General features: G+C 48.2%; 22 protein-coding genes and 1 pseudogene. 13 read left to right on the top strand and 10 right to left on the bottom strand.

The annotated features are described in order from the left end of the window. The first annotated feature begins 66 nt into the window (after nucleotides 1-66). Nucleotides 67-1,017: a sulfonate ABC transporter substrate-binding protein gene (locus tag FOV68_RS20595; RefSeq protein WP_033786327.1), complete on the top strand. Its 951-nt coding sequence runs from the start codon at nucleotides 67-69 to the stop codon at nucleotides 1,015-1,017. 314 nt (nucleotides 1,018-1,331) lie between these two features. On the opposite strand, the gene yahO is transcribed toward FOV68_RS20595, so the two are convergent. From yahO to FOV68_RS20580, 3 genes are all read right to left on the bottom strand, one after another. Further along, the gene (gene yahO, locus FOV68_RS20590; protein ID WP_010257103.1) at nucleotides 1,332-1,601 is read right to left on the bottom strand and encodes a DUF1471 family periplasmic protein YahO; all 270 of its coding nucleotides are present in this window, start codon (nucleotides 1,599-1,601) and stop codon (nucleotides 1,332-1,334) included. 272 nt (nucleotides 1,602-1,873) lie between these two features. Then, nucleotides 1,874-3,010 carry an HlyD family secretion protein gene (locus tag FOV68_RS20585; RefSeq protein WP_143991458.1) on the bottom strand — a complete coding sequence of 379 codons (1,137 nt, stop codon included), beginning with the start codon at nucleotides 3,008-3,010 and terminating at the stop codon, nucleotides 1,874-1,876. Between the two features lies 1 nt (nucleotide 3,011). Continuing rightward, entirely contained in the window at nucleotides 3,012-3,338 is a 327-nt protein-coding gene (locus FOV68_RS20580) for a DUF3302 domain-containing protein (RefSeq protein ID WP_033759973.1), read from the bottom strand. A gap of 594 nt (nucleotides 3,339-3,932) precedes the next feature. Here FOV68_RS20580 and pqiB point away from each other — a divergent pair. From pqiB to FOV68_RS20560, 4 genes are all read left to right on the top strand, one after another. Next, nucleotides 3,933-5,585 (top strand): intermembrane transport protein PqiB, encoded by a 1,653-nt coding sequence (gene pqiB / locus FOV68_RS20575; RefSeq protein ID WP_143991457.1) that lies wholly within the window; start codon nucleotides 3,933-3,935, stop codon nucleotides 5,583-5,585. A gap of 140 nt (nucleotides 5,586-5,725) precedes the next feature. Beyond that, on the top strand, nucleotides 5,726-5,977 hold the full coding sequence (locus tag FOV68_RS20570; RefSeq protein ID WP_031593843.1) for a type II toxin-antitoxin system Phd/YefM family antitoxin: 252 nt from the start codon (nucleotides 5,726-5,728) through the stop codon (nucleotides 5,975-5,977). After that, complete coding sequence (locus FOV68_RS20565; RefSeq protein WP_010257115.1) at nucleotides 5,974-6,261, top strand: type II toxin-antitoxin system RelE/ParE family toxin; 288 nt, start codon at nucleotides 5,974-5,976, stop codon at nucleotides 6,259-6,261. The genes FOV68_RS20570 and FOV68_RS20565 overlap by 4 nt, the downstream gene beginning before the upstream one ends. A gap of 362 nt (nucleotides 6,262-6,623) precedes the next feature. Then, a complete protein-coding gene (locus tag FOV68_RS20560) occupies nucleotides 6,624-6,938 on the top strand; it encodes a hypothetical protein (RefSeq protein WP_033759977.1) in 315 nt (104 codons plus the stop codon). Here the strand turns inward: FOV68_RS20560 and FOV68_RS20555 are convergent. After that, nucleotides 6,935-7,636: pseudogene (locus tag FOV68_RS20555) on the bottom strand (DUF4225 domain-containing protein); the annotation flags it as partial. The gene FOV68_RS20560 and the pseudogene FOV68_RS20555 sit on opposite strands and share 4 nt — an antisense overlap. A 49-nt stretch (nucleotides 7,637-7,685) precedes the next feature. Between FOV68_RS20555 and FOV68_RS20550 the strand changes: the two are divergent. After that, a complete protein-coding gene (locus FOV68_RS20550; protein WP_143991455.1) occupies nucleotides 7,686-8,324 on the top strand; it encodes a glutathione S-transferase family protein in 639 nt (212 codons plus the stop codon). 20 nt (nucleotides 8,325-8,344) lie between these two features. Here the strand turns inward: FOV68_RS20550 and FOV68_RS20545 are convergent, their stop codons facing one another. Further along, on the bottom strand, nucleotides 8,345-9,403 hold the full coding sequence (locus tag FOV68_RS20545) for a nitronate monooxygenase family protein (RefSeq protein WP_143991454.1): 1,059 nt from the start codon (nucleotides 9,401-9,403) through the stop codon (nucleotides 8,345-8,347). Nucleotides 9,404-9,495: 92 nt separating this feature from the next. Here FOV68_RS20545 and FOV68_RS20540 point away from each other — a divergent pair, with 92 nt between their 5' ends. Next, nucleotides 9,496-10,383, top strand: coding sequence for a LysR family transcriptional regulator (locus FOV68_RS20540; RefSeq protein WP_143991453.1), 888 nt, complete (start codon nucleotides 9,496-9,498; stop codon nucleotides 10,381-10,383). Nucleotides 10,384-10,435: 52 nt separating this feature from the next. Here FOV68_RS20540 and FOV68_RS20535 read toward each other — a convergent pair whose 3' ends face one another. Together FOV68_RS20535 and FOV68_RS20530 are read right to left on the bottom strand one after the other, a co-directional pair. Next, nucleotides 10,436-11,356: a hypothetical protein gene (locus FOV68_RS20535; protein ID WP_143991452.1), complete on the bottom strand. Its 921-nt coding sequence runs from the start codon at nucleotides 11,354-11,356 to the stop codon at nucleotides 10,436-10,438. Further along, nucleotides 11,353-12,549: a YbfB/YjiJ family MFS transporter gene (locus FOV68_RS20530; RefSeq protein WP_370513298.1), complete on the bottom strand. Its 1,197-nt coding sequence runs from the start codon at nucleotides 12,547-12,549 to the stop codon at nucleotides 11,353-11,355. The genes FOV68_RS20535 and FOV68_RS20530 overlap by 4 nt, the downstream gene beginning before the upstream one ends. A 399-nt stretch (nucleotides 12,550-12,948) precedes the next feature. On the opposite strand from FOV68_RS20530, the gene FOV68_RS20525 reads away from it, so the two are divergent. Further along, complete coding sequence (locus tag FOV68_RS20525; RefSeq protein WP_186289766.1) at nucleotides 12,949-13,827, top strand: S9 family peptidase; 879 nt, start codon at nucleotides 12,949-12,951, stop codon at nucleotides 13,825-13,827. 139 nt (nucleotides 13,828-13,966) lie between these two features. Here FOV68_RS20525 and FOV68_RS20520 read toward each other — a convergent pair whose 3' ends face one another. The 3 genes from FOV68_RS20520 to FOV68_RS20510 all read right to left on the bottom strand — a co-directional run bounded on the left by FOV68_RS20520 (nucleotide 13,967) and on the right by FOV68_RS20510 (nucleotide 16,648). Then, nucleotides 13,967-14,419, bottom strand: a complete 453-nt coding sequence (locus tag FOV68_RS20520) for an Rrf2 family transcriptional regulator (protein WP_143991449.1) — start codon at nucleotides 14,417-14,419, stop codon at nucleotides 13,967-13,969. 41 nt (nucleotides 14,420-14,460) lie between these two features. Beyond that, nucleotides 14,461-15,771, bottom strand: coding sequence for a globin domain-containing protein (locus tag FOV68_RS20515; RefSeq protein WP_255473727.1), 1,311 nt, complete (start codon nucleotides 15,769-15,771; stop codon nucleotides 14,461-14,463). A 250-nt stretch (nucleotides 15,772-16,021) separates the two neighbouring features. Next, nucleotides 16,022-16,648, bottom strand: a complete 627-nt coding sequence (locus tag FOV68_RS20510) for a TetR/AcrR family transcriptional regulator (RefSeq protein WP_143991448.1) — start codon at nucleotides 16,646-16,648, stop codon at nucleotides 16,022-16,024. Nucleotides 16,649-16,732: 84 nt separating this feature from the next. Between FOV68_RS20510 and FOV68_RS20505 the strand changes: the two genes are divergently transcribed. From FOV68_RS20505 to FOV68_RS20485, 5 genes are all read left to right on the top strand, one after another. Continuing rightward, a complete protein-coding gene (locus FOV68_RS20505) occupies nucleotides 16,733-17,863 on the top strand; it encodes an efflux RND transporter periplasmic adaptor subunit (RefSeq protein WP_143991447.1) in 1,131 nt (376 codons plus the stop codon). Nucleotides 17,864-17,872: 9 nt separating this feature from the next. Further along, nucleotides 17,873-20,995, top strand: coding sequence for an efflux RND transporter permease subunit (locus FOV68_RS20500; RefSeq protein WP_143991446.1), 3,123 nt, complete (start codon nucleotides 17,873-17,875; stop codon nucleotides 20,993-20,995). 78 nt (nucleotides 20,996-21,073) lie between these two features. Beyond that, on the top strand, nucleotides 21,074-21,700 hold the full coding sequence (locus FOV68_RS20495; RefSeq protein WP_143991445.1) for a TetR family transcriptional regulator: 627 nt from the start codon (nucleotides 21,074-21,076) through the stop codon (nucleotides 21,698-21,700). Further along, on the top strand, nucleotides 21,682-22,008 hold the full coding sequence (locus FOV68_RS20490; protein ID WP_143991444.1) for a helix-turn-helix domain-containing protein: 327 nt from the start codon (nucleotides 21,682-21,684) through the stop codon (nucleotides 22,006-22,008). Before FOV68_RS20495 ends, FOV68_RS20490 begins: the two co-directional genes overlap by 19 nt. A 377-nt stretch (nucleotides 22,009-22,385) precedes the next feature. Then, on the top strand, nucleotides 22,386-22,988 hold the full coding sequence (locus FOV68_RS20485; RefSeq protein WP_143991443.1) for a DUF2913 family protein: 603 nt from the start codon (nucleotides 22,386-22,388) through the stop codon (nucleotides 22,986-22,988). Nucleotides 22,989-23,063: the final 75 nt, after the last annotated feature.

Below are 23,063 nucleotides of genomic sequence, written 5' to 3'. Positions count from 1 at the left end.
ATCGCTAAGCGCTTCAACCCGCGTTTGTTATGTTGCGCTGACAACAACCAGACTCAGGAATGAGAGATGAAAAGAGTTTTGCTTAGCGCATTGATTATTGCCGCCCAGGCGGGATTAGCGTTCAACACCCAGGCAGCAGCAGAGAAACCCGAAACAGTTAACATTGGTTTTCAGAAAGCCAATATCTTCGCCCTGTTGAAATATCGCGGCACGCTGGATCAGGAATTTAAGAAACAGGGGATTGCGGTTCACTGGATTGAGTTCCCGGCCGGGCCGCAGATGCTGGAAGGCCTGAACATCGGCAGTATCGATCTGGCCGCAACCGGCGACGCACCACCGACTTTTGCTCAGGCCGCACAGGCCGATCTGGTTTATCTGGCACATTCTCCTGCCAACCCCAAAACTGAGGCGATTGTGGTGCCCGCCGACTCCCCCATTAAAAGCGTGGCGGATCTCAAAGGCAAACGCGTGGCGCTGAATAAAGGCTCTGACGTTAACTATCTGCTGGTAACTGCGCTGGAACAGGCGGGGCTGAGCTATAAAGACATTACACCGGTATATCTGCCACCCGCGGATGCGCGTGCCGCTTTCCAGCGCGGTGCAGTGGATGCCTGGGTAATCTGGGATCCTTACTACGCAGAAGTTGAAACCAACGCCCACGCGCGGCTGATTAAAAATGCCGAAGGCCTGGTGCCACACTACACCTTCTATCTTGCCAGCCGTAAGTTTGCGGAAACCTGGCCGCAAATCGCCAGCCAGGTGGTGGATGAGCTTGGGTCGCTAAGTACCTGGGCCAATCAACATCAGGAAGAGGCGGCAAAAATCATGTCCACCTCAACCGGTCTGCCGCAGCCGATCTGGCAACGGGCGCTGGCAAGGATGCCGTTCGGGGCTGAGCGGATGACACCTGAAGTCTTCACGCAGCAGCAGGCTCTGGCCGATAAGTTTACCCAGATTGGTCTGTTACCAGTGAAGGTCGATATCCGCAGTGCAACCTGGTCGCTGGATAAGAAATAGGGGGAGGCGGGCGGCGGCTGATTAGCGGAACCTTCGCCTGACGGCTGATAACGTCATCGCCTGGAGTTAATCAAGTGCAGGCGGATTAGCGTGACGTGTAATCCGCGCATCAGCCTGGGCAGATAAGGTCCTGTCACCGACGTTCAGCTCATCCTCGCTTAAAACGGTTTAAAGTCCTGATGGTGCTGTAAGAAAGATGCCCTTTACGTTAGTAAAGGGCATCGATTAACCTGTATTAAGAACATATTTCCTGAGGTTCCGAAAAAAATCATCTATTTCAGTCTGTATTTCAGACAGATAGCTTCGTTACTCCGCTATTTTTTCTTGTATACATCAGCGGTACCTTTAATTTTGTTATTCGTATTGGCTGAGGTCAGTACGAACACATCGCCGCCTTTTTTATCGGCCATTTCTGATAGCTCCGCTTTTGCATCTGAAGGGCTGGTCTCACCTGATGTTGAGATATCGCCTATCTTTTCATACTGATCCTTCACTTTCATAAAATCATTCTTTGACATCATTTCGGCAGCAAATGAGCCAAACGATAAGGAGCAAATAACCACACCAAAAATTAATTTTTTCATATGCGTATCCTCGGAATGTTATAAAAGACGATTAGAATTCGTAACTACATTTAAAACATAGCATATTCAATGCAAACAGCTATTTCAAAAGCTTATTTACGATCCTATTTTGTGATAACCGATCAGTAATTTAATTAACCACCCGCCGTGTTTTCAGGGTAATTTCAAATCAGAGTCTATTACAAAGCCAGGCCGTTCATAACTGTTCTGATTAACATCTTCAGAAAGGAGGCCAACAGTTAATGGATGGAAAGTTAAGGATATATTTATCATCAGTGATCCAGGTAGAGGTAATGCACCCAGCTGGTCATTCTCAGCAAAATTTTACGCATGACCGAAACATGCGTGAAGTGGTCAGAATAGACCGCAACCTGAGCAAATATGCCGTCTGGCAATGCATCAACGTCCTGATTTGGGTTTAATTCAATTAAGGCTAATACGCCATCAGAACCTGAAGCAAGGCTCAGCGATTGCACCGTTCCCTGTGCCTGATAAGCTCCGCCTGGAACCACTGGCAAAACTCTGAGCAGTTTTCCTGAGAATACCTGTCCCGGAAGGGCATTAAAAACGACCTCTGCTTCATCTCCCGCTGTCAGGCGAAGCAGGGAATTTTGTCTGAACTGAGCAATGATCTGACGTTTTTGCACAGGAATGAATATCATGATCGGGCGCAGCGGCAGGGCGGCTGCGTAGCTTCCGGGACGGATTAAGACCTGAGTGACATAACCATCACTGGGTGCGCGGACAACCGTCTGATCCAGGTTATACCGGGCTTCTGCTAATTGCGCGCGCAGACTGGCTATCTGGGATTGTTCTCCTCCCGATACACTGTTCAACTGGCTTCTGAGCTGCTCCTGTTCCGCCAGAGAACCTTTTACCAGGGCATCCTGCGCCAGAAATGCCTGTCTGGCATTATCAATATCACGTTCGGAGAATGGATTGACTTTCGCCTTGCTGCCTTTGAGATAGCGTTGATAGTCCAGAAATAATCTATCCCGCTCAGCAGATACATGGGTTGTGTAGGCAACGGCTTCGCTTAATTGTCCTTTCATCGCTTCAATATTGTTAATAGCGGTGCTCAGGTCGGCTTTTAATCTTTCGACGCGGACCTTATAACGGGTTTGATCCAGGGTGAAGAGCATTTCTCCCTTTTTAATAAGCACTTCTTTTTTATCAGTAACTTCATTTACGACGCCGGTCACTTGTGGGGTAACAGGAATCGCGACAACTGCTTTTTGTGCCAGTGACGTATAGGGATGGTTATAATTCATTAGCAGAATTAGCGCGCTGACCAGAAAAACCCCACCGAGGGCCGCTGTTGGCACTGTCCATTTATTGACGGGTATGCGAAATATTTTAAAAACAGCCCAGGCTATCGCAACGTAGCTTAAAATAATGAGCAGATCCATATCATCGCTCCGGTCGAAGCGGTTTGGAATCAGCCTGTAAACGCTCCAGTTCTGCTACGCGCTGCTGCAGTTCCAGTAATGAAGTGTACTGGTTCTGCATACCCCAACCACGATCCGGACGATAAAGTGTGGCCCAGATCCACAGGAAAGGCCATATGACATGCAGTGTAAACAGACTTACCCAACCTGCGACGTGAATGGCATCGGCATGAGGATGATTACGGGACTTTGCGATTAAATAGGGAATATCATGAAGAACGATAATTCCATAAAAAATAATTATGAAAACGAAGATCAGCATACCCAAAGCAAAATAGTTAAGGAACATAGGTGCCTCTGCTAAATTGGAATGCGAAGTAAAAATAGATCGGCTGCAAGAATATTTCAATTCGTAAAAGAGTTAACCTGACATACCTCGGTGACAGACGCAATACCAGAAAGTCATGCAGCGCTCAGGGATTTTAGGCACTTCAGCGAGGACGTAGGTGGGCAATACTGTTCATTGGTGATGATTTTAGTGTATTTATTAGACTTTAAACGCAGGATTATTCCTCTTTATTTTGAGTCGTTAACCTCCATGATGTTGGTAACTGATTGATTTGATTTTATTAAAATAATATGACACGTTGATCACAGATTTGTATTTCTAAAGCTTTATTTAAAAAAATATCTTTATACTTATTAACTATCCTGCCCCGACGTTGTTGCGAATTATCCGATCCATTATTTACTGGAAAATAATGCATCTCCGTTTGAAAGTAGATTTTATGATCCTGACTTATCGAAATTTAACGCTTAATGATGAGATTAACTATCATGGCCTCAGGAAAGACCAGCGAATACATAGCCCTGAGATCGAATCCTTCTTCAACAGAACGCCCTGAAAAGTACAGGTTACTCTGTTCTTACACGAGTCCATACTTTGTCGGATAAGCCGGATAGTGCTCAAGTAAACCCCAACAAAAGATGGTCTTCTGTCTGGATCATTCCCTTTGTCACGCTGCTCATCGGTGCCTTTTTATTGTATTACCATAAAAGCCAGCAGGGACCTCTGGTGATTCTGATGACCGAAAACGCACAGGGGATTAAGGCAGGTAAAACCGTAATAAAAAACCGCAACATTGATGTGGGTTTCGTTGAAAGTACCGAGCTTACTGACGATCTTAAGCACGTCGAGATCAAGGTTCGCATGCACACTGATATGCAAAAACTATTGACCGGCAATAGCGCTTTTTGGGTGGTCAGGCCTGAAATTGGATTCGAAGGGATAACGGGCTTAAGCACCTTGTTCTCAGGCGCCTATATAGCCTTACAGCCAGGTGCTCCAGGGCCAGCGCCGGAACGCTATCGGCTGTCAGATACGCCTCCCCAGGCCTCACCGAATGCAAAGGGGATAAGAATCACGCTTAATAGTCGTGACGCGGGGCAACTCATGCCGGGCTACCCGGTTCTGTTTCGCGGCCTGCGTGTCGGGTCAGTCGAGAACAGCCGGTTTGATATGGAAAAAAGGATGATGCGTTATCAGGTATTTATCGCTTCGCCCTTTGATCAGCTTGTCACCTCAAACGTTCGTTTCTGGAAGAATAGTGGGATTGCTGTGGATTTATCCTCATCCGGGATGCGCGTGGAGATGGGCTCCATCACCACATTATTAAGTGGCGGGGTCAGTTTTGACCTGCCTGAAGGCGTGGCCCTGGCCCAGCCGGTTAAGGGCGTAGCAACTTATACTCTTTATGACGATCTGCGAAGCATCGCGAATTCACGTTATACCGAACACCTCGACTTCGTATTGTTCTTTTCCGATTCTGTTCGCGGACTTCAGGCAGGCGCGCCTGTCGAGTTTCGTGGAATACGCCTGGGGACGGTTGCTCAGGTTCCTTTTACCTCGCCAGAGATAACCCAGAATTTTCGCAGCCATTATGAGGTTCCCGTCCTGATTCACATTGAACCCCAGAGATTCATGAGCGGTATGAGGGAAGACTTTGACCTGGAGAAAAAGCTACAGCTGGGTAAAAAACAGGGGTTAAGAGGCTCGCTGAAAACAGGCAGTCTGCTTTCCGGTTCGCTGTTTATCGACTTAGACTATTATGCAAATGTTGAGCCCGACAAAGGACCGGATATCGTCGCGGGTTACAAAGTCATCCCCACAACGCCTGGTGGTTTAAACCAGATACAGCAAAAGATTGTGGCTATAGTGGATAAGATGAACAGTCTTCCGCTTCGGCCACTGATTTCAGTTGCGACCGGTACGCTAAAACAAAGTCAGCGCACCATGACAGAAATACAAAAATCGCTCAGGCATATTGATGGATTTATCAGTAGCCCTGCAATGAAAACACTGTCTGAGGATATGCAGCAAAGCCTGCAACAGCTCAGCCGCAGCATAAAAGGTATTCAGCCTGGATCGCCCGTATATCAAAAACTGACGGGGGATATGCAGCGTCTGGACCTTATGCTCAGAGAATTGCAGCCGCTTCTCAAGACCTTAGATAAGAAAAGCAATGCGCTGATTATTCAGGATGCTGCAACTGAAGATCCTGTTCCTGTCGGCGCGAAAAAGAGAAATGAAAAATAATCCCATCTTCCGGCATTTCAAATAGCTCATTCAGCCTTTGCAGTTCATCAAACATAGCCATTTGTATCTACCGAAAGAGACTGGTTATCAGGTCTTGAGGCTGCTACTATAAAGACCTGTTAAGCAGTCCTGGAGGCTCTATGCCAAACATTATTTTAAGCGATACCAGTGCCAGCGTAAGCGAACTGAAGAAAAATCCGATGGCCACGGTTAATGCAGGTGACGGTTATCCTGTCGCCATTCTTAACCGCAACCAGCCTGCATTCTATTGCGTCCCGGCTGAGCTTTATGAACAGATGCTTGATGCCCTTGACGATCAGGAACTGGTTAAGCTGGTTAACGAACGCAGCGGCCAGCGTCTGCTCGATGTCGATTTGGATGCGCTTTTGTGAGTTATACCGTCAAATTCAGGGAAGAGGCATTTAAAGAATGGCAGAAGCTGGACAAATCTCTCCAGCAGCAGTTTGCCAAAAAACTGAAGAAATGTTGTGACAATCCCCATATTCCTTCTGCCAGACTACGAGGGATTAAAGACTGCTATAAAATCAAACTCAGAGCGTCCGGGTTTCGCCTGGTTTATCAGGTAATAGACGATCAACTGGTGATTGCCGTTGTTGCTGTGGGTAAACGCGAGCGCAGCGATGTTTATCATCTTGCCAGTGAGAGGATGCGGTAGGGAGGGCGGATTTGGCCGTACACACATATTTTTGATAGGGCTACAAATCTTATCAGGATTTACTACTAATAAGGGTCAGGAGGATGTTGGCATCAAAAGCGAATATTGTGTTGGCAGAGATGAAAACGTTAGCTACGGCCTGTTTTTATACGCCGTAAAACCCGGAAAAGCTGGAACACATGACAAATTCCTTTCTGGCTGCGCGATGACTTAGGTGTAATATTATCAATAACTTGCAGGGAAATCTCACGTATGACATCTAATAGTAGTCGGGTCAATGTGGGGAAAACCGGGATCGATAACCGGACCACTTTTTGTTATATCTTGTGGTGTTCCTTGGAACATTTTAAGGATGAAAAGCAATGATAGTAAGTGAAGATGCCCTGCTGCGCTCAGGCTTTAGCTCCGCAGACCTGCGAAAAGTCAAAAACAACCTGGAAAGTTATGGCGGTTCCCTGGGGGATGCCATTCAGGATCTGTCCAGACGCTTCACAATAGCGCTGACCGTTGTGCTGTGTTGTCTTGCTATCTTTATTTTTTTGCTCTTTGCTGGCTCCAGCGAGACCGTTTTTTCCGGCGGAATTGCGCTGCTCTGCGGTTGTGCGGTTGCCATTTTTGTACAACCGCCTGTGTTGTCTTATAAGTCCTGGCGATACCAGAGAGCGAACAGAAATTAGCGACTCTGCTGATCGGTCGTGAGAAGGTCAAAAACCACTTTCGCTTTGACGCCATAGTCCACGATTTTCATCGTTAATTTTGGTCTGCTCATGGTGTCAACTTTCCGGTAATAATCACGGGGCAACCACCGGAACAGACGCCACGCGCCGGGTTTTCTTGCCAGACCAAAAACACTGTAAACGCTGGCGCTCAATGTAGCCGCATTGTAAAGTGCCATTCCTGTATTCGGGCTGAATCCCATGAACTGCGCAGCCTCTATTACCCCATCTGCAAAAATTCCTTCAGAGTGCGACTCTTTGCCGTAACGGAGATGACTGACTTCCTTCGATATGCCATTTACGCCGTCAATGAACAGCGTGGCACCGGCTAGCATACCGATGGGGATCATGGAAGAGATCATGATCATCCCGCCAAACATGGCAACCCCGGATAAAACGATATGTACCGCAGATATGACGTACCCGACAATTTCGTTATTGTCCCGGACAAACTCCACTTTAGCGATGAGTTTTGCGGTCTGCATCCGTAGCAGGCGATCCTGTTCACGAAGGTTCTCAGTCTCTTCCCGTAGGTTTTTTATACAGGCTATACAGTCTTCGTCGGTCCTGGCCTGACGTGCTGCGGCAAACTGTTTCTCAACGACATCCCTGATCTCCTGAACAAACTGAAGTCGCGTGAGGCTGTCGCGCAGATGAAAGGTCCATCAGGAAATTTCAATCGTTGTATCACTAACAAAAGGAATCAGGATGTCATCATTAACGCTTTATTCTTCACCCGCATCTGGCCATTCACATCGGGTCAGGCTATTGCTGGGCGTACTCGGCATTGAATACCAGCTGAAAGATGTTTCCGCTCAGTCGCGTAAACAAGCAGATTTCCTTGTGTTAAATCCTCTTGGCCAGGTGCCTGTGCTGGAAGACGGGAATCGGGTTATAGCGGACAGTAATGCCATTCTGGTCTACCTGTGTCTGAAATACGCGGACGGTTCAGCCTGGTTGCCTTGTGAATCAGAAGCACTCGCACAGGTACAGCTTTGGTTGGGTAAGGCGGCAGGTGAAATTCGCTACGGACCCGGTTCGGCCCGCATGGTCAAAATTTTCGGTGCGCAGGAGGACTATGACTTCGCCTGCAGGGTAGCTGACAGGCTTTTCACCTTCATGGAGCAGCACCTGCAGTCCCGCAACTGGCTGGCAACGCCAGTACCTACCATTGCTGATATAGCCTGTTATGCCTATATTGCGGCGGCTCCCGAAGGCGGTCTGAGTCTGGAAAGTTATCCTGCTATACGGTCCTGGCTCTGCAGGGTTGAATCTTTGCCCGGCTTTGTTCCTTTCGGAAATGTCCGGAGCGAAGCGGACTCAGGCAGACCGGGACCGATTTCCTGATTTCTGAAGAGCCGGTGTCGTCAGCTTGCCTGCCACTCAGCTACAAGCCTTCGGACAAGTTCAGCTGCCGGCATTTCGCGGGCCAGCGTTGCACCCTGGCCGGCCCACTGAGCACCAAAGCCGTGAGCACCTTTCGCTGCTGCTGCTGCTGCAAGGGCTTTTCCCAGAGCATACGTAAGGGGATATGGGGGAATGCAATCCTGCATAAACTCGCGTGCCAGATGGCAGAAATCATTCGTAATACATCTCGCCGGCCGGCCTGATATTGCTGATGTCATCACCGTACTGGCAGCCTTTTCGCTTTTCAGTACCTCTCGGTAAGCTGCATTTGCGGCAGATTCCGGGCAGAGTATGAAAGCGGTTCCCATCTGTACGCCGGCTGCACCCAGCCTGAGCATAGCCCCGATGCCTGCTCCGTCCATGATTCCGCCGGCACTGATTACCGGTAACTGAGTGACTTTTCTTATGGCCTGGACCAGCGTGAACGTGCTGAGTTGATGATCCTCGCAATCGGTACTGAAAATGCCTCGATGGCCACCTGCTTCAATTCCCTGGGCCACGATAAAATTAATGCCGGCAGCTTCAATTTCCAATGCTTCTCTTACGCTGGTTGCTGAAGCCAGCGTAATGATCCCCCGCGATTTCATACGCTGCAGAAAAGCCGCAGATGGCAGACCAAAATGGAAGCTCACTGCTGCAGGAGCAGCCGTAAGCAGGACATCCATCATTTTTTCATTATTGTGAAAAGACTGATATATCTCAGACAGTTCTGCAGGCATCTCTGCGTCATAACGGTCAAAAATTTCACGGAAACGTTCAATCCATGTCCGTTCCAGTTCCGGACTACGCACAACAGGCGCATGGCAAAAGACATTAACATTGAACGGCCCGGTCGTCAGCGAAAGTGTTTTTTTTATCATTACTTCTGCCTGCTCCGGTGTCGAAGCTCCGACGCTGATAGAACCGAGGACTCCCGCGTTGCTGACGGCCGCAGCCATTTCCGGGGTGGAAACACCTGCCATCGGTGCCTGGATAATGGGATACTTGAGGTCAAGGGTCTGGCACAGCATGTTCTTCATCTTATCTGCCTGCTTGATGTCGTAGGGGAGAGGTCATAAAATCCCCTGGCGAGATAAAAAGATCAATATTGTTTTCAAAAAGAGAATGCTGGATGAACCATACTTCACTTGAAATTTTCCGGATTGTGGCTGAAGAGCTGAGTATTGTGAAGGCGGCTAAGCGTCTGGGGCGCGTGCAGTCTAATATCACCACCCGCATTCAGCAGCTTGAAGAAGAGCTGGATACGCAACTTTTTATCCGCGAAAACAAGAGGCTGCGATTATCCCCCCAGGGGAAGCAGTTTCTGATTTATACCAAAAAGATCCTGAGTCTTGCACAGGAAGCCCGCCAGAGCCTGCATCCTACGATGCCAGGCGGTACGCTGTCTCTGGGAACGATGGAATGTACTGCAGCAAGCCGGCTTGCTGAACCGCTGGCGGCTTTCAGTAAGGCGTGTCCGGATGTCAGAGTCAGCCTCAGCACCCACCATACTCAGCTTCTGACCGAAAAAGTTATGCTTTCTGAACTGGACTGTGCGCTTGTTGCGCTGCCACTAAAAAAAGACGGCGAGGTAGTGTGCCCGGATAATCTGAGCTTTCAGCCTCTTTTTACGGAAGAGCTTTTGCTCGTGCTCCCGACAGGTATGAACCTTATCCGCAATCTGGGGGATATCAGTGAGGGACGTCTGGCTGCATTTGCCAGAGGATGTACTTATCGTGAAATCGCCACTGCAGTACTTGCCAAAATGGCTGGCAGCGGGAAGCAGGTACAGATTCAGGAGGTCAGCTCTTATCACTCCATGCTGGCCTGTGTCGCGTCGGGCTCATATATGTGTATGCTGCCGCAGAGCGTACTCGATCTGATGCAGCTGCCAGACGGACTGTCTATCCTGCCAGCTGGCTCGGCAACCACGCAGTTAATCTGGCGTAAGGATTACAGTTCGCCTGCAATGGACAAACTTCTGAGACTTCTGCAGAACACATCAAATATTTCCGCCTGAAACCCATGCCGGAATGCCTGCCAGGCCATTTCCGGCTTGAGCCGGGCAGGCCTTAATGCGATGCCCACTCAGCAGCACCGTAAAGCCGGGGCGTATCTGACGAATGCAGATAGACAGAATAAGCCGGATTATTGTCAGATAAACCTGCTACATATTGGCGGAAGTTCACCGCAAACAGGTCAGGCTGTGTTGTATGGATAATAAAGGCCATATCCTGTGCTTTTACGGATGTACGTTCCTGTATCTGTGAAAAAAAACGGCTCAGTAAATTAAAATAAGCGTTAATCGCGGCTTTACGTTCCTGCTGATTTTGTCCAGTAAAGTTCATCAATACATCCCTGTAGGTCAGGTAATCTGCCTGTCTGTCGTTGCGGGCGCAAAAATACCCGTATAACAGCACCAGACCTCTTTCGTTGAGCAGAGCATCAATTCCGTAATGATGTAAAAAGCCAGTAATGGCTGTGTCATCGGGGGTGATCACGGGTTCATTACAGACGATGCGGCTAGCCTGCCATCTGCCGCTGTTCTGTCTGAGCAGACTGCAACTAAACCGGTCTCGGGTTTCAACTGTAAACTTTATCCCCTCCCCAGTAAGGTTTTCGCTGCCTGTCAGATGCTGAATACCGCTTGCCTCTCTTACCAGTGCGCTAAACGAGAGGGCTTCGGCAGGCGAGAGGAAGCAGATTTTCTTAATGCCTGTCTGTGTTTTCAGCTTATTAATGGACAGCCGCATTTGCGGATTATGCGAGGGAATGACCCATTCGCCCGCATTAATGGCATCGCAAACGATGCAGCAAGCCTCTAGCACGAAGGTCAATCCCTGACGTAAGTGGTGATCCAGTATGGAGTTGATATCATAAAAATCCATGAAGGAGTAATGCTCAATGGAGACCGGTCTGAACCGGATCATATCAAAATCAGACACATTCACACTGTCGTGACTGATATCAATAATCAGCAGCATATTGCTCATAAGGTATTTTCCTCAGCTGGATTTTTATGACTGGTTTCAAGCGCGATGATGATACCGGCGGCAATCAGCGAAACGGCGGCGGCAGTCAGGGAGGGACTAAACGAGCCTGTTGAAGCGTAAAGCGCCCCGGCGGCAAGCGGTCCGGCAATCTGTCCAAGGCCGTAAACGGCGGTCATAGCAGCAATCATATTAAAGCGGACTGCGTCAGCCAGACGCCTTGCTTCCGGCAGGGCAATCGTGACCGTACCCATAAAGGTGAAGCCGACAAGCATGGCACTGGCCAGACAACAAACAAGCGAATGACTGAAGGCTGGCAGAATGACACCGATAGCCTGAATGAAAAGGTTAAGCGTGAAGCTCACCCGGTAACCATGAGTCCGCACCAGGCGGTGCCAGAAAAAACAGGACGGAACTGCAGCCAGGCCAAAAACAGCCCAGACCTGGACGGGATCAATGCCGGACAGTGAGCCAGACAGAAACAGAGGCAGATAGGTGGCGGTAATAATGTAGCCAAAACCAGCAAGTCCGTACACGGCCAGCAACCGGTATGCGGCAGCACGCGTAGACGTTCTGACTGCCGCGCCTGACTGAGTTGGCCTGCTGTAGTCAGTGAGTACATCAGGCGGGCTGTTAAGCAGGCGCGATATGATCAGGAAAAATGCGGCAGCACTGATCGCACACATTATCCAGATAGTCTGGCTGGACAGCGCCAGTGCCTTACCCATCGAAATGAACTCAGCTGATATGAAAATACCCAGCCCCACTCCTGCGTACATCAGCGGGGCGCCGTGCGCGTGTTTCATGTGCTGAAGTAACCACAGCGAAGCTGAAATCAGGCTTACCGCGCTACAGAGACCGGCAATTCCCCTGACGACAATAATAGCTGTTGGTGAACGCAGCCATGCAAGCAGGGCAATACCGACCAGTGTGGCGAATACCGAGCCAAAGCAAAGGTGACGGGCATCAGACGGTCTGGCTTTTGACAGAAGCAACGCCCCGATGAGGTAACCGGCATAATTGGCTGATGCAGCCAGGTTGCCGGTTGTGAGGCTGAGAATTTGCTCATGCAGCATCACCGGCAGTACGCCTGTAAATGCAAACCTTCCGTACCCCATACCGATTACCAGAACGAAACACGCGGCCAGGGACAGTAAAAAAGCCCTGGTTTCGGGCCTGTAATTCAGCGCTGAGATCATTACTCCTCCGGTTAGTGACGAACAGAAAATAACCTGGTGCCTATAAATCTTATAATGAGAATATTATTGAGATTGTATTCATTTATTAAGATTGTATGCGAGCGTAATGTCACCCACAAGTACGACGAGGTGAAGACAGAGCGGCAAATGAAACAGCGCGTGTCAGACATAAGGGCTTTGGCTGGATTTACCGGACTGAAATTAACCATCTGAGCGGTTAAGTTTTTTGCAGTTCAGGCTGAAGCCTGGCCTGCCGCTGGTTGATTAGAATGAGTTAAATAGAATTTAAAATCATTGAATTAGCCGGTAAAAGTTACGGCAATTATCTTACTGAACGTTTTGGCTCGTTTATGAAAGAAGCGTTCAGTTTCATATACCTTAAAAATGGGATCGGAAATGAAATTAAAAAAACTATTTTTACTGCTGGTAACTACTGGCGCGACATTTTCAGCCCTGGGCGGTGAAAGCGAGATCCACTTTACCAGCGGGAGCAATACCATTACAGGCACCCTGACGCTGCCGGACAATGTCAAAAACCCGCCTGCCGTTCTTATTCTTCACGGTTTCACCGGTGAGAGAAACGGTGAAAAAACACCGTATTTCCGGGAAGGTTACCTCAGGTATGCTTCTCAGCAATTGGCAGAGGACGGGATTGCCAGCCTCAGAATCGACTTTATGGGCAGCGGAGACAGCAGCGGTGATTTTGCTGACACAACGCTTGAAAGCCAGATAGAAGAAGTAAAAGAAGCACTGAAATATCTGAGCAATAGCGGGCAGGTGAACCGCCGTAAAATTTCCCTGCTTGGGCATAGCCAGGGCGGCATAGTTGCCAGCGCGGTAGCCGCCTCACCGCCATTTCCGTTGTCCTCAGTCATTCTGTGGAATCCCGGCATCAATCCACCCGCCGCTTATGCGGCAATTTTTGGGGAAAAGGTTTTTAACGAAGGGTTGTCTAAAGGCAATCAGGTATACGTGGCCAGAAGGCGCGAAGATAACTTCGTGATACCCCTCCGCGGCAATTTCTTTGAAAGCCTTTACCGCATCACGCCGGCAGCGGAAATTTCCCGTTATAAAGGTCCTCTGCTATTGGCCATTGGCCTGCAGGATGCGTATATCACGCCTCAGCCAGCTTCAGCAAAGGCTCTGCTGAAATATCATCCAGGATATCATGAACTCTGGAGCAGGAATGTAGATCACGGTTTTGATATTTCTAAAACAGACAAAAGTTATAAAGAGCTGCTGGATGATACGGCCCGCTTTATCAGGGCGCATTGAGCACATCAGTCCGGTTTAAACAATTTTCCTGAGTGATGTCAGGGAAAGCGGCAACCGCCTTTTTCCTGACATCAGAATAAAGATAAAAAACAACCTGCTCTGGAAGCTGGAAAGTTCATCGCCGAAGCTGCGGGATTGCTCAGACATTAACGACGGGAATATGCATCAGACCACTCAGTGCCTGTGGATTACGGACAGCATCGGCCAGCGTGTACTGTTCAAGATAGCTGGTGAAGATGTTTATGGCATCCTGGAGGAGCGATTTCAGCTTACAGTTACTACTGAGCGGACATGCCGGAGTATGACAGTTAACGAGCTGATGAGCATTATCAGCCCGTTCTTCCAGAGTTCTGATGACCGTACCAAGTTTATAATCAGCCGGACTGCGGGCAAGCTTCACGCCGCCGTTATGTCCCCGGAATGTCAAAATCCAACCCTGCCGGGCCATAAAACTTACTACCTTTATCAGATGGTGTGTTGAAACATTCAGTTCTGCTGCCATCTGACGGATGGTAAAGGGTTCCTGACGGGCTGGCTGTGTGAGGTAAATAAGCGTTCGCAGACCGATGTCCGTAAACTGGCTAAGCTTCATAATCCCTCCCTGTTACTCCCCCGGAGGGGAGCAGGTACTGATTAGAGAGAAACGCCGCCGGTACCGAACGCTTCACTGTGGATTCTCTCCTGCGGAATGCCAAGCTCCAGCAGGGATGCATTCTGGTGCTGCATGAAGGGAATCGGTCCGCACAGATAGTAATCCGCATCCTGAGGCAGAAGCTGATCAGGCACCTCCTTCAGGTTCAGCCGGCCCAGCATCTGATAATCTTCGCCGGGGACGTCATCATCAGTTACGAACTCATACGCCACGTAGACGTGAAGATTACTGTGCTTGTCCGCCAGTTCGCTGACTTCTCTGCGCATAGCATGAACATCCGGGCTGCGTGCCGCATGTATAAATGTAATCTGCTTTTTATGCTCTTCATCATGCCTGAAGGGTGATTTCAGCTTGTCCCACAGTGAAGGCTTACCGTCGGGGCGGCTTTTATCAGTAAGGAGCTGATTAAGCATAGCGATCATAGGCGTCAGGCCAATGCCCGCGCTGATGAGCACGTTATTGCGATCGGGGTTGACGAGGAAGAAGTTGCCGGTCGGCGCGCTGACCTCAATAGTGTCACCTTCACCAATTACGTTGTGCAGTGTAGAAGAGACATATCCCGGATTTTGGTTTTCAGCACGCGAGTCTTCACGCTTCACGGAAATGCGCAGGTATTTGCCACCCGGGCTATCTGAAAGGCTGTACTGTCGTGGCTGCTTTATACCGAGCTCCGGGACAGTGACGCGTACAGTAATGTACTGGCCTGGCTTGTAAACAGGGAGAGGCTTTTTGTCTTTTGGCACCAGGTAAAATGACGTTATTTCACTGTTCTCTTTAACTTTCCGCTCGACGATAAAGTCGCGCCAGCCCAGCCAGCTGCCAGGGGTGTTGGCTTGTTGTTCGTAAAGTGACTTCTCAGTAGCAATGAACAGGTCAGCCAGTTGCTGATAAGCGGCACCCCATGCTGCTATCAGCTTGTCGTCCATAGAGATGCTGAGCACTTCGCTGATGGAATGCAGTAAATTTTCACCAACGATATCATAATCCGGAGCCTGAATATTGAGGCTGACGTGTTTGTAGCAAATAAGCTCAACAACAGGAGCAAGTACGGATGGATCATCAATATTCTCAGCATAGGCCAGTACAGCGCCAGCGAGAGCCTTAGCTTGCGCACCACTGCGCTGATGGCCCATGTTAAATGTTTCCTTTAAAGCGGGATTGTTCTTCAGCATGCGTTTATAAAAATAGTCTGTCAGTGCAACACCATTTTCTTTGAGAATCGGCACGGTGGCTTTAACAAGTTCTTTCTGTTCTGGAGTAATCATATCGAGCTCACATAAGTTAAGTTGCATTTTATATACATGTTTAAGGGTAATACTTAACTATGTCTTTGTGAATAAAAAAGTATATGTATTCTCTTTATGAGAATTAACGTTGATTACTTCTTCTCTTTAATTATCTAAAGCTTCCAGATCTTCGATGTGGTCAGGCGTTATCCCACAGTACTGGTTTTGCAGCAGCCATAATTCTGTGAATTATCATGATGCAGCATGAAACCTTGTCAGACCAGAAAATAAAATGCCGAAAAGGTTTCTCTTTCTGTCACATCCCTTTAAGAAAGTGATCGATTATTTCATTTATGTTAGCCGTAAGAACTTTCTTGTCAGTTTTATCTTCTTCAGACCAGATCGTTGAGTATATAGATAACCCATTAAATATAATCGGGATCATATGCATGACTGAACGCAGTTTTTTAAAGTCAGCTGAATGCGTTATGCCCGTTCTGGCCTGCAGTTGAGCTTCTAACAGCGCCTCGGTTTTTTTATGAGACAGATGTAAAATTTTAGCGACCGCAGGATTTCTGGACGACTCTGCCGCAATTTCCAGCCACAATCCTACAAAATCCGGATCCATATGATGATCAACCATTTTTCTGGTGTAGCGGGTCATGGCGGATGAAAGTGGTTCATCAGGCGGGCCAATGGCTATATCCCTGAAAAGCTCCAGTATTGTATTTTCCTGCCTTGCGATTAGCGCCTCAACGATCGCTTCCTTATTTTCAAAATGATAATAAATGTGTCCCGGACTCATGCCGGCCATTTTTGATATCCGCGCAATGCTACTGCCGTGAAAACCACTCTCTCTGAAACATTTAGCCGCAGCCTCCAGCACCTGATTTTTACGGTTTCTGCTTTTTTCACTGAGGCCATCAGTACTTACATCGGTCATCGCTGTTTTACTCCGTTGATCTGTTGTATGTTCATTATAGTATGAATATACTAGAATGAACATACTACTTAAATGAGCCCTGAAATGACTACCCGGACCTTTCTTATACCCAAAGCTTATTTTCTGATGCTTTCCACACTACTGCTGGCGGGATGTGATCGATCATCAGCCATGCCACCCGCTCCGTCAAATGAAGTCGGAGTCATTACTCTCAAAAATGAAGATGTTACGCTGACTACAGAATTATCAGGAAGAACATCTGCTTTCCTGGTTGCTGAAATCAGGCCCCAGGTTAGCGGCATTCTTAAACAACGGTTGTTTGAGGAGGGAAGCGTAGTTAAAGCCGGGCAGCCATTATATCAGATTGACCCTGCATCTTACCGGGCAACACTTTCAAAACAAGAAGCTGCGCTGCAGTCTGCAAAATTGCTGGCACAACGCTATGAAAGACTTATCAAAAATGGCGCCATCAGCAGACAGGACGCAGATGATGCTCGATCAACCTGGCTTCAGGCGCAGGCCTCGGTTGATGCCGCAAAAATTGATCTCGGTTACACCACAATAACCGCACCAATATCGGGTCGCATCGGCCGATCCTCGGTTACACAGGGCGCTTTGCTGACGGCTAATCAGACGGATGCTATCGCAACCATTCAGCAGCTTGATCCTATCTATGTCGATATTCCTCAATCCTCAACTGCGCTGTTAAAGCTTCAGGAAGAGCTCTCAGCAGGTCTTTTATCCAGCGGGGAGGCTCAGCAAACTGACGTTCGCCTGCGTCTCGATACCGGGAAAGATTATGCCTTTCCGGGCCGGCTTAAATTTTCCGAAGTTACTGTAGATGAGGCAACAGACTCCGTCATTATCCGGGCGCAATTTCCTAACCCTGATGGCCGTTTGCTGCCAGGTATGTTTGTTCGCGCCCGGATACAGGATGGCGTTCGTAAAGGGGTAATACTGGTTCCACAGCGTGGGCTGACCCGTGATTCTGATGGCGGTGCAACGGTTCTCGTTGTCGAAAAAAATAATAAAGCCGCACTACGAAAAGTGATCACGGAACGCTTAGTCGGTAACCAGTGGGTCGTCAGCGAAGGCCTTAAGGCCGGGGATCGTGTAATTGTTGATGGCAGACAAAATGTCCAGCCTGGTCAGGAAGTAAAAGCCATTCCTGCAGTTATCGTCCGGTCTGATCAGGCTGCAGCTCAGCCGAAGTAAGGAATAGCTATGTCACGTTTTTTTATTGATCGGCCTGTGTTTGCGTGGGTTATTGCCATTATCATCATGTTTGCCGGTGCTCTGGCCATTTTCAAATTACCTATAAATCAGTATCCAAACATCGCCGCACCGGCTATTGCTATCAGTGGTAATTACCCAGGCGCCTCGGCTAACACAGTACAGGACACGGTAGTTCAGGTTATTGAACAGCAGCTGAACGGGATGGATAACCTCCGTTATCTTAAATCTGAAAGCAATTCGGATGGTTCGTTTACGATTACCGTCACGTTTGATCAGGGAACCGACTCTGACATCGCGCAGGTTCAGGTTCAGAACAAACTGTCACTGGCCAATCCGCTTTTGCCGGAAGAAGTACAGCAGCAGGGGATACGCGTAGCCAAGTATCAGATAAATTTTCTACTGATTGTCGGACTGGTATCTAAAGATGCACGCCTGAGTAGTTTCGATCTGAGTGATTACATGGTTTCCAGACTTCAGGACCCGCTGTCGCGCGTAAGTGGTGTCGGTGATTTCATGGTGATGGGTGCTCAGAATGCGATGCGTATCTGGATGGATCCTGCGAAACTCAACAGCTATAACCTGACGCCAACTGACGTCTCTTCAGCTATTCAGGCGCAGAACGTTCAGGTTTCATCCGGACAGCTTGGTGGGCTGCCTACAGAAAGTAGCACCGAACTCAATGCCACAATCATCGGTAAAACGAGGTTTACGACTCCAGCACAGTTTGAAAATATTTTGTTGAAGGTTCAGCCAGATGGTTCCCGGGTTCTGCTGAAGGATGTTGCAAAAGTGGGTCTGGGTGCTGAAAGTTACACCATACATTCAAAATATGACAAAAACCTTCCCAGCACCGCTATTGCTCTGAGACTGGCTACAGGGGCAAACGCCCTGGCGACTATTGAAGCTGTGCGTAGCAGGCTAGAGGATCTAAAAAGCACTTTACCCGCGGGAGTGGAGATTGTTTATCCTTACGACACCGCACCTGTTATCAGTACGTCTATCAAAGGTGTAGTGGATACGCTGCTGGAAGCGATTGTACTGGTCTTTTTGGTAATGTTCCTGTTCCTGCAAAACTGGCGTGCAACGCTAATCCCAACAATGGCTGTGCCCGTTGTGTTACTGGGTACATTTGGGATCATGTCCGCGTGTGGATTTACAATAAACATATTGACTATGTTCGGTCTGGTGCTCGCCATCGGCTTACTGGTTGATGATGCGATTGTCGTCGTCGAGAACGTTGAGCGATTGATGGAAGAAGAGAGGCTTTCACCATTAGAGGCCACGCGGAAATCAATGGAGCAGATATCCGGAGCACTGATTGGGATCGGTCTGGTATTGTCTGCGGTATTCCTACCGATGGCTTTTTTCAGTGGTTCTACGGGGGTCATTTACAGACAGTTTTCAATCACCATTGTGTCAGCCATGGCGCTCTCCGTGCTGGTTGCGCTGATCTTTACTCCTGCACTTTGTGCAACCCTCCTTCGCCCAGCTAAGGCAGGTCAGCACACGAAAAAAGGATTTTTTGGCTGGTTCAACCGGAAATTTGAGCGAGGAACGGTACTTTACCGTAATGGGGTAGCGCGAACACTACGTGCAAAAAAACGTGCATTGCTTATCTTCTTTGCGATTTTGGCGCTTCTGGTTGTGCTTTTTCCGCAACTGCCGACTGCTTTTCTGCCTGATGAAGACCAGGGTAACCTGTTTGTCCAGGTGCAGATGCCGGTGAACAGCAGCGCAGCTCAGACGCAGCAGGTGCTGACTAAAATTTCTGATTATTATATTGACCACGAAAAAGACGTCGTTGCATCGACCCTGGCGATAAGCGGATTCAGCTTTTCCGGGCGTGGGCAGGGAACAGCCATAGTTTTTGTTCAGTTGAAACCCTGGAGCGAACGAAAGGGCAATGTGTTTGAGTTAGCCGGCAGATCGATGGGCTTTTTCAGTACAATAAAGGAAGCGACGGTAATTGCTTTTGCACCACCAGCAGTGATGGAACTCGGGAATGCCACCGGTTTTAACCTTTTCCTCGAGGACAGAGGCGGCATCGGGCATGAAAAGCTGATGCAGGCCAGAAATCAGTTGCTGGGAATGGCTGCGAAGAATCCGGTGCTGTCCATGGTCAGGCCTAATGGAATGAATGATGAGCCACAGTATCAGGTGATCATTGATGATGAAAAGGTGCGGGCGCTTAAGCTCAGCCTCTCTGATGTTAATGACACGATGTCAGCTGCCTGGGGATCAACCTATGTGAATGATTTCAACGATCATGGGCGAGTGAAAAAAGTTTATATCCAGGGTGAACCCAATTCCCGCGTATCACCCGATGACTTTGATAAGTGGTACGTGCGAAACAGTGACGGCAATATGGTCTCATTCTCTTCATTTGCCAGCGGTAAATGGGTTTACGGCTCGCCAAAACTGGAACGGTATAACGGTCAGCCGGCCATTGAAATTTTGGGTTCTCCAGCGCCAGGGCATAGTTCAGGCGAGGCAATGAAGGCGGTGGAAGAGATTGCAAAGCAGCTTCCCCAGGGGATTCATGTTTCGTGGACAGGACTCTCCTTTGAAGAGAGATTATCTGGCTCTCAGGCTCCCATGCTGTATGCCATTTCTTTACTGTTTGTATTCCTGTGTCTTGCTGCACTTTATGAAAGCTGGAGTATTCCGCTTTCAGTTCTTATGGTGATACCACTGGGTATCATCGGTGCGGTAGCCGCAACACTGATGCGTGGACTCGAAAATGATGTTTTTTTCCAGGTCGGCTTGCTGACCACGATCGGCCTATCTGCAAAGAATGCCATATTGATTGTGGAGTTTGCCCGTGATGAACATGCGAAAAATGGCACACCTATTTATGATGCAGCCATTGAGGCTGCCAGGGTCAGATTACGACCTATTATCATGACATCTCTGGCGTTTATTATGGGCGTTATTCCGCTGGCCATTGCAACTGGGGCCAGTTCCGGGAGTAAACATGCAATAGGAACCGGCGTAATAGGCGGAATGGTCACGGCTACCGTGCTGGCTATATTTTACATTCCATTATTTTATGTTTTAGTTTCGGGCTGGCTTGGCCGTACTAAAAAAACAAGTGATATTAAATCTGAGTGATAAAGTAATGGCAGGGGTAATCCCCTGCCAAATATTCTGGGTTGTATGTTAACAATCGATACTCTGAGGTAATGAACTGTGGTCAGGACTACTAAAATAGTAACTGATGCTACACGCAGGAAAATACTGAATGCAGCAGAAGTTTGCTTTTGTCGCTCGGGCATATCCGGAACCACACTTCAGTCAGTCGCGACGCAGGCAGGGGTCACACGGGGTGCAGTATACTGGCATTTTGTTGATAAAGAAGATCTACTAAAAGGCGTAGTTGAAAGAATGTCCTTTCCTCTTCTGAATGAGCTGAAGAGGATTAACTATTATCGTAACCAGCCTGTTATTTCGCTACGCAATGTTTTGCTTGAAAGTCTTACAACTGTATTAAAAAACAATCAATTAAAGCGGCTTGTCCGGATTGTTTATTTCAATGATGAGTATTTAAGGTTATCAAAAACTATAGGTGGTGATATGGTTTTAGATGAAATTGAGTTAGTTAATGTTTTTTCCAGCATAATCAGGCGATCAAAGGAACTGAAGCAGACTGGACATTACGTTAATGACAAAAGGTTGTCTTGCCTCATCTTTTCTGTTTATTTTTCAGCCCTGAAAAGTGCAGTAACCATGCCAGCTGAACACTGGGTTATAAGAGAAGGTATAGAAAATTTGAAATGGGTTTTTGAAGAGAGGGTAATATGCCAGCAATGCATATAATTGGCGATCTTATTTTATGGATAAATAAAAATCTTGAAAATGATTTATCAATAAGTGTAGTCTCTGCAAGATCTGGCTATTCAGCCTGGCATCTTCAGCGAGTGTTTAAAACGACCACAGGGGAATCGTTAGGAAACTATATAAAAAAAATAAGATTAATGGCTGCTGCGCAAGAATTACGAGAATCAGACCGTCCAGCTTGCCGGATTTACTTGAAATACAACTACGAGTCTTATCATTCCTTTTCTCGTGCATTTAAAGCATACTTTAAAGCCAGCCCTCGCCAATACAGGAAAAATTCATCCTGAAAACATGGTTTTCAAATTCTTTACACCATTATTGATTTATCACTAATATTATAAAGCAGTACTTATCAAAAATTATATTTTATCGGGCTTAATTTTTTCAACTTTTTTGTATCATCGGCCCCGCTCTTACTGAATCGTCAGTATTGCTTCAGCTTCCCAGCATAGCAGTCTTCCGAGCTTCGCGGTATAAGTCTGATAAAACGGCAAATGACTGTAATCTGTCCACATCATCCGCTGCTTTCATGCTGCCAGACGCCATATAAATCATAATCTTTGGTGGGTTGCTAATAACTAAGTAAATTTACCTGTACACGATTTATTGCCTAGGAAAGCACGGTTAGAATAGCGAATATGATTCATAAGAAGGACAGACTGTAGTGACGCTGACACAAAAATCCGGTCATCTGGCCTGGTGTGCTCTGGTAGCCCTTGCACTTGCACGTCAGGACGGTACCGTTAGTTCTGCTGCTCAGGAAAATCTCTTTCTGACACGCTGGCTGGCAACCGCTCTGAAGCAGCGCCGCTTTTCTCGTGAAGTGGCGCCCGACATTGAGTGGCTGCTAACGCAGGGGCGCCAGTATGGCGTTGGCGCAAAGCTTGCCGGCAAGCTGGACTACCTATGGCGTTCCTGCACAGGCGAGCTGTCCCGGCAGAATGACCTGTTCCGTCTGACATATGCCCTGGAGATGGCGAAAGATATGTGCTGGACTTACCGGCTGTTCAGCGACCGGGAGTGGTCAGGAAGGCATGCCGCTGTCCTGAACGCTGGCGTAAACGGAATTTATCTGTCCCGGAGCAGCCTGGATGCTGCATTTGACGATGGCGGCCAGCAGGTCGCACCGGTGATGGCGCGACTGACAGGGCGCGTGCAGGGGCTGGAAACGCTTCTTAACCGCTGTGGATGGCAGATAGCTATTGATGGGCCTTCCGGGCTTTATTTGCTGACGGCAGAAAAATATGAACTAACGGTGGGGCAGTAAGACCTAGGGCGGATGTACCTGGCGGAGCAGCAGTGCGGCCGGAGAGGCCGCTAAATAAGTCAGTGGCGGATCTGC

The organism is Pantoea sp. paga, assembly GCF_007558755.1.
Lineage (GTDB): Bacteria > Pseudomonadota > Gammaproteobacteria > Enterobacterales > Enterobacteriaceae > Pantoea > Pantoea agglomerans.
The sequence above is the reverse complement of the archived record's forward strand: the minus strand, read 5'-3'. Positions and strand labels throughout refer to the sequence as shown.

Excerpts from the sequence above, each read along its gene's own strand:
- FOV68_RS20595 (WP_033786327.1), top strand. The coding sequence starts at position 67 with ATGAAAAGAGTTTTGCTTAGCGCATTGATTATTGCCGCCCAGGCGGGA.
- yahO (WP_010257103.1), bottom strand. The coding sequence starts at position 1,601 with ATGAAAAAATTAATTTTTGGTGTGGTTATTTGCTCCTTATCGTTTGGC.
- FOV68_RS20585 (WP_143991458.1), bottom strand. The coding sequence starts at position 3,010 with ATGGATCTGCTCATTATTTTAAGCTACGTTGCGATAGCCTGGGCTGTT.
- FOV68_RS20580 (WP_033759973.1), bottom strand. The coding sequence starts at position 3,338 with ATGTTCCTTAACTATTTTGCTTTGGGTATGCTGATCTTCGTTTTCATA.
- FOV68_RS20570 (WP_031593843.1), top strand. The coding sequence starts at position 5,726 with ATGCCAAACATTATTTTAAGCGATACCAGTGCCAGCGTAAGCGAACTG.
- FOV68_RS20560 (WP_033759977.1), top strand. The coding sequence starts at position 6,624 with ATGATAGTAAGTGAAGATGCCCTGCTGCGCTCAGGCTTTAGCTCCGCA.
- FOV68_RS20550 (WP_143991455.1), top strand. The coding sequence starts at position 7,686 with ATGTCATCATTAACGCTTTATTCTTCACCCGCATCTGGCCATTCACAT.
- FOV68_RS20545 (WP_143991454.1), bottom strand. The coding sequence starts at position 9,403 with ATGAAGAACATGCTGTGCCAGACCCTTGACCTCAAGTATCCCATTATC.
- FOV68_RS20540 (WP_143991453.1), top strand. The coding sequence starts at position 9,496 with ATGAACCATACTTCACTTGAAATTTTCCGGATTGTGGCTGAAGAGCTG.
- FOV68_RS20535 (WP_143991452.1), bottom strand. The coding sequence starts at position 11,356 with ATGAGCAATATGCTGCTGATTATTGATATCAGTCACGACAGTGTGAAT.
- FOV68_RS20525 (WP_186289766.1), top strand. The coding sequence starts at position 12,949 with ATGAAATTAAAAAAACTATTTTTACTGCTGGTAACTACTGGCGCGACA.
- FOV68_RS20520 (WP_143991449.1), bottom strand. The coding sequence starts at position 14,419 with ATGAAGCTTAGCCAGTTTACGGACATCGGTCTGCGAACGCTTATTTAC.
- FOV68_RS20515 (WP_255473727.1), bottom strand. The coding sequence starts at position 15,771 with ATGCAACTTAACTTATGTGAGCTCGATATGATTACTCCAGAACAGAAA.
- FOV68_RS20510 (WP_143991448.1), bottom strand. The coding sequence starts at position 16,648 with ATGACCGATGTAAGTACTGATGGCCTCAGTGAAAAAAGCAGAAACCGT.
- FOV68_RS20505 (WP_143991447.1), top strand. The coding sequence starts at position 16,733 with ATGACTACCCGGACCTTTCTTATACCCAAAGCTTATTTTCTGATGCTT.
- FOV68_RS20500 (WP_143991446.1), top strand. The coding sequence starts at position 17,873 with ATGTCACGTTTTTTTATTGATCGGCCTGTGTTTGCGTGGGTTATTGCC.
- FOV68_RS20490 (WP_143991444.1), top strand. The coding sequence starts at position 21,682 with ATGCCAGCAATGCATATAATTGGCGATCTTATTTTATGGATAAATAAA.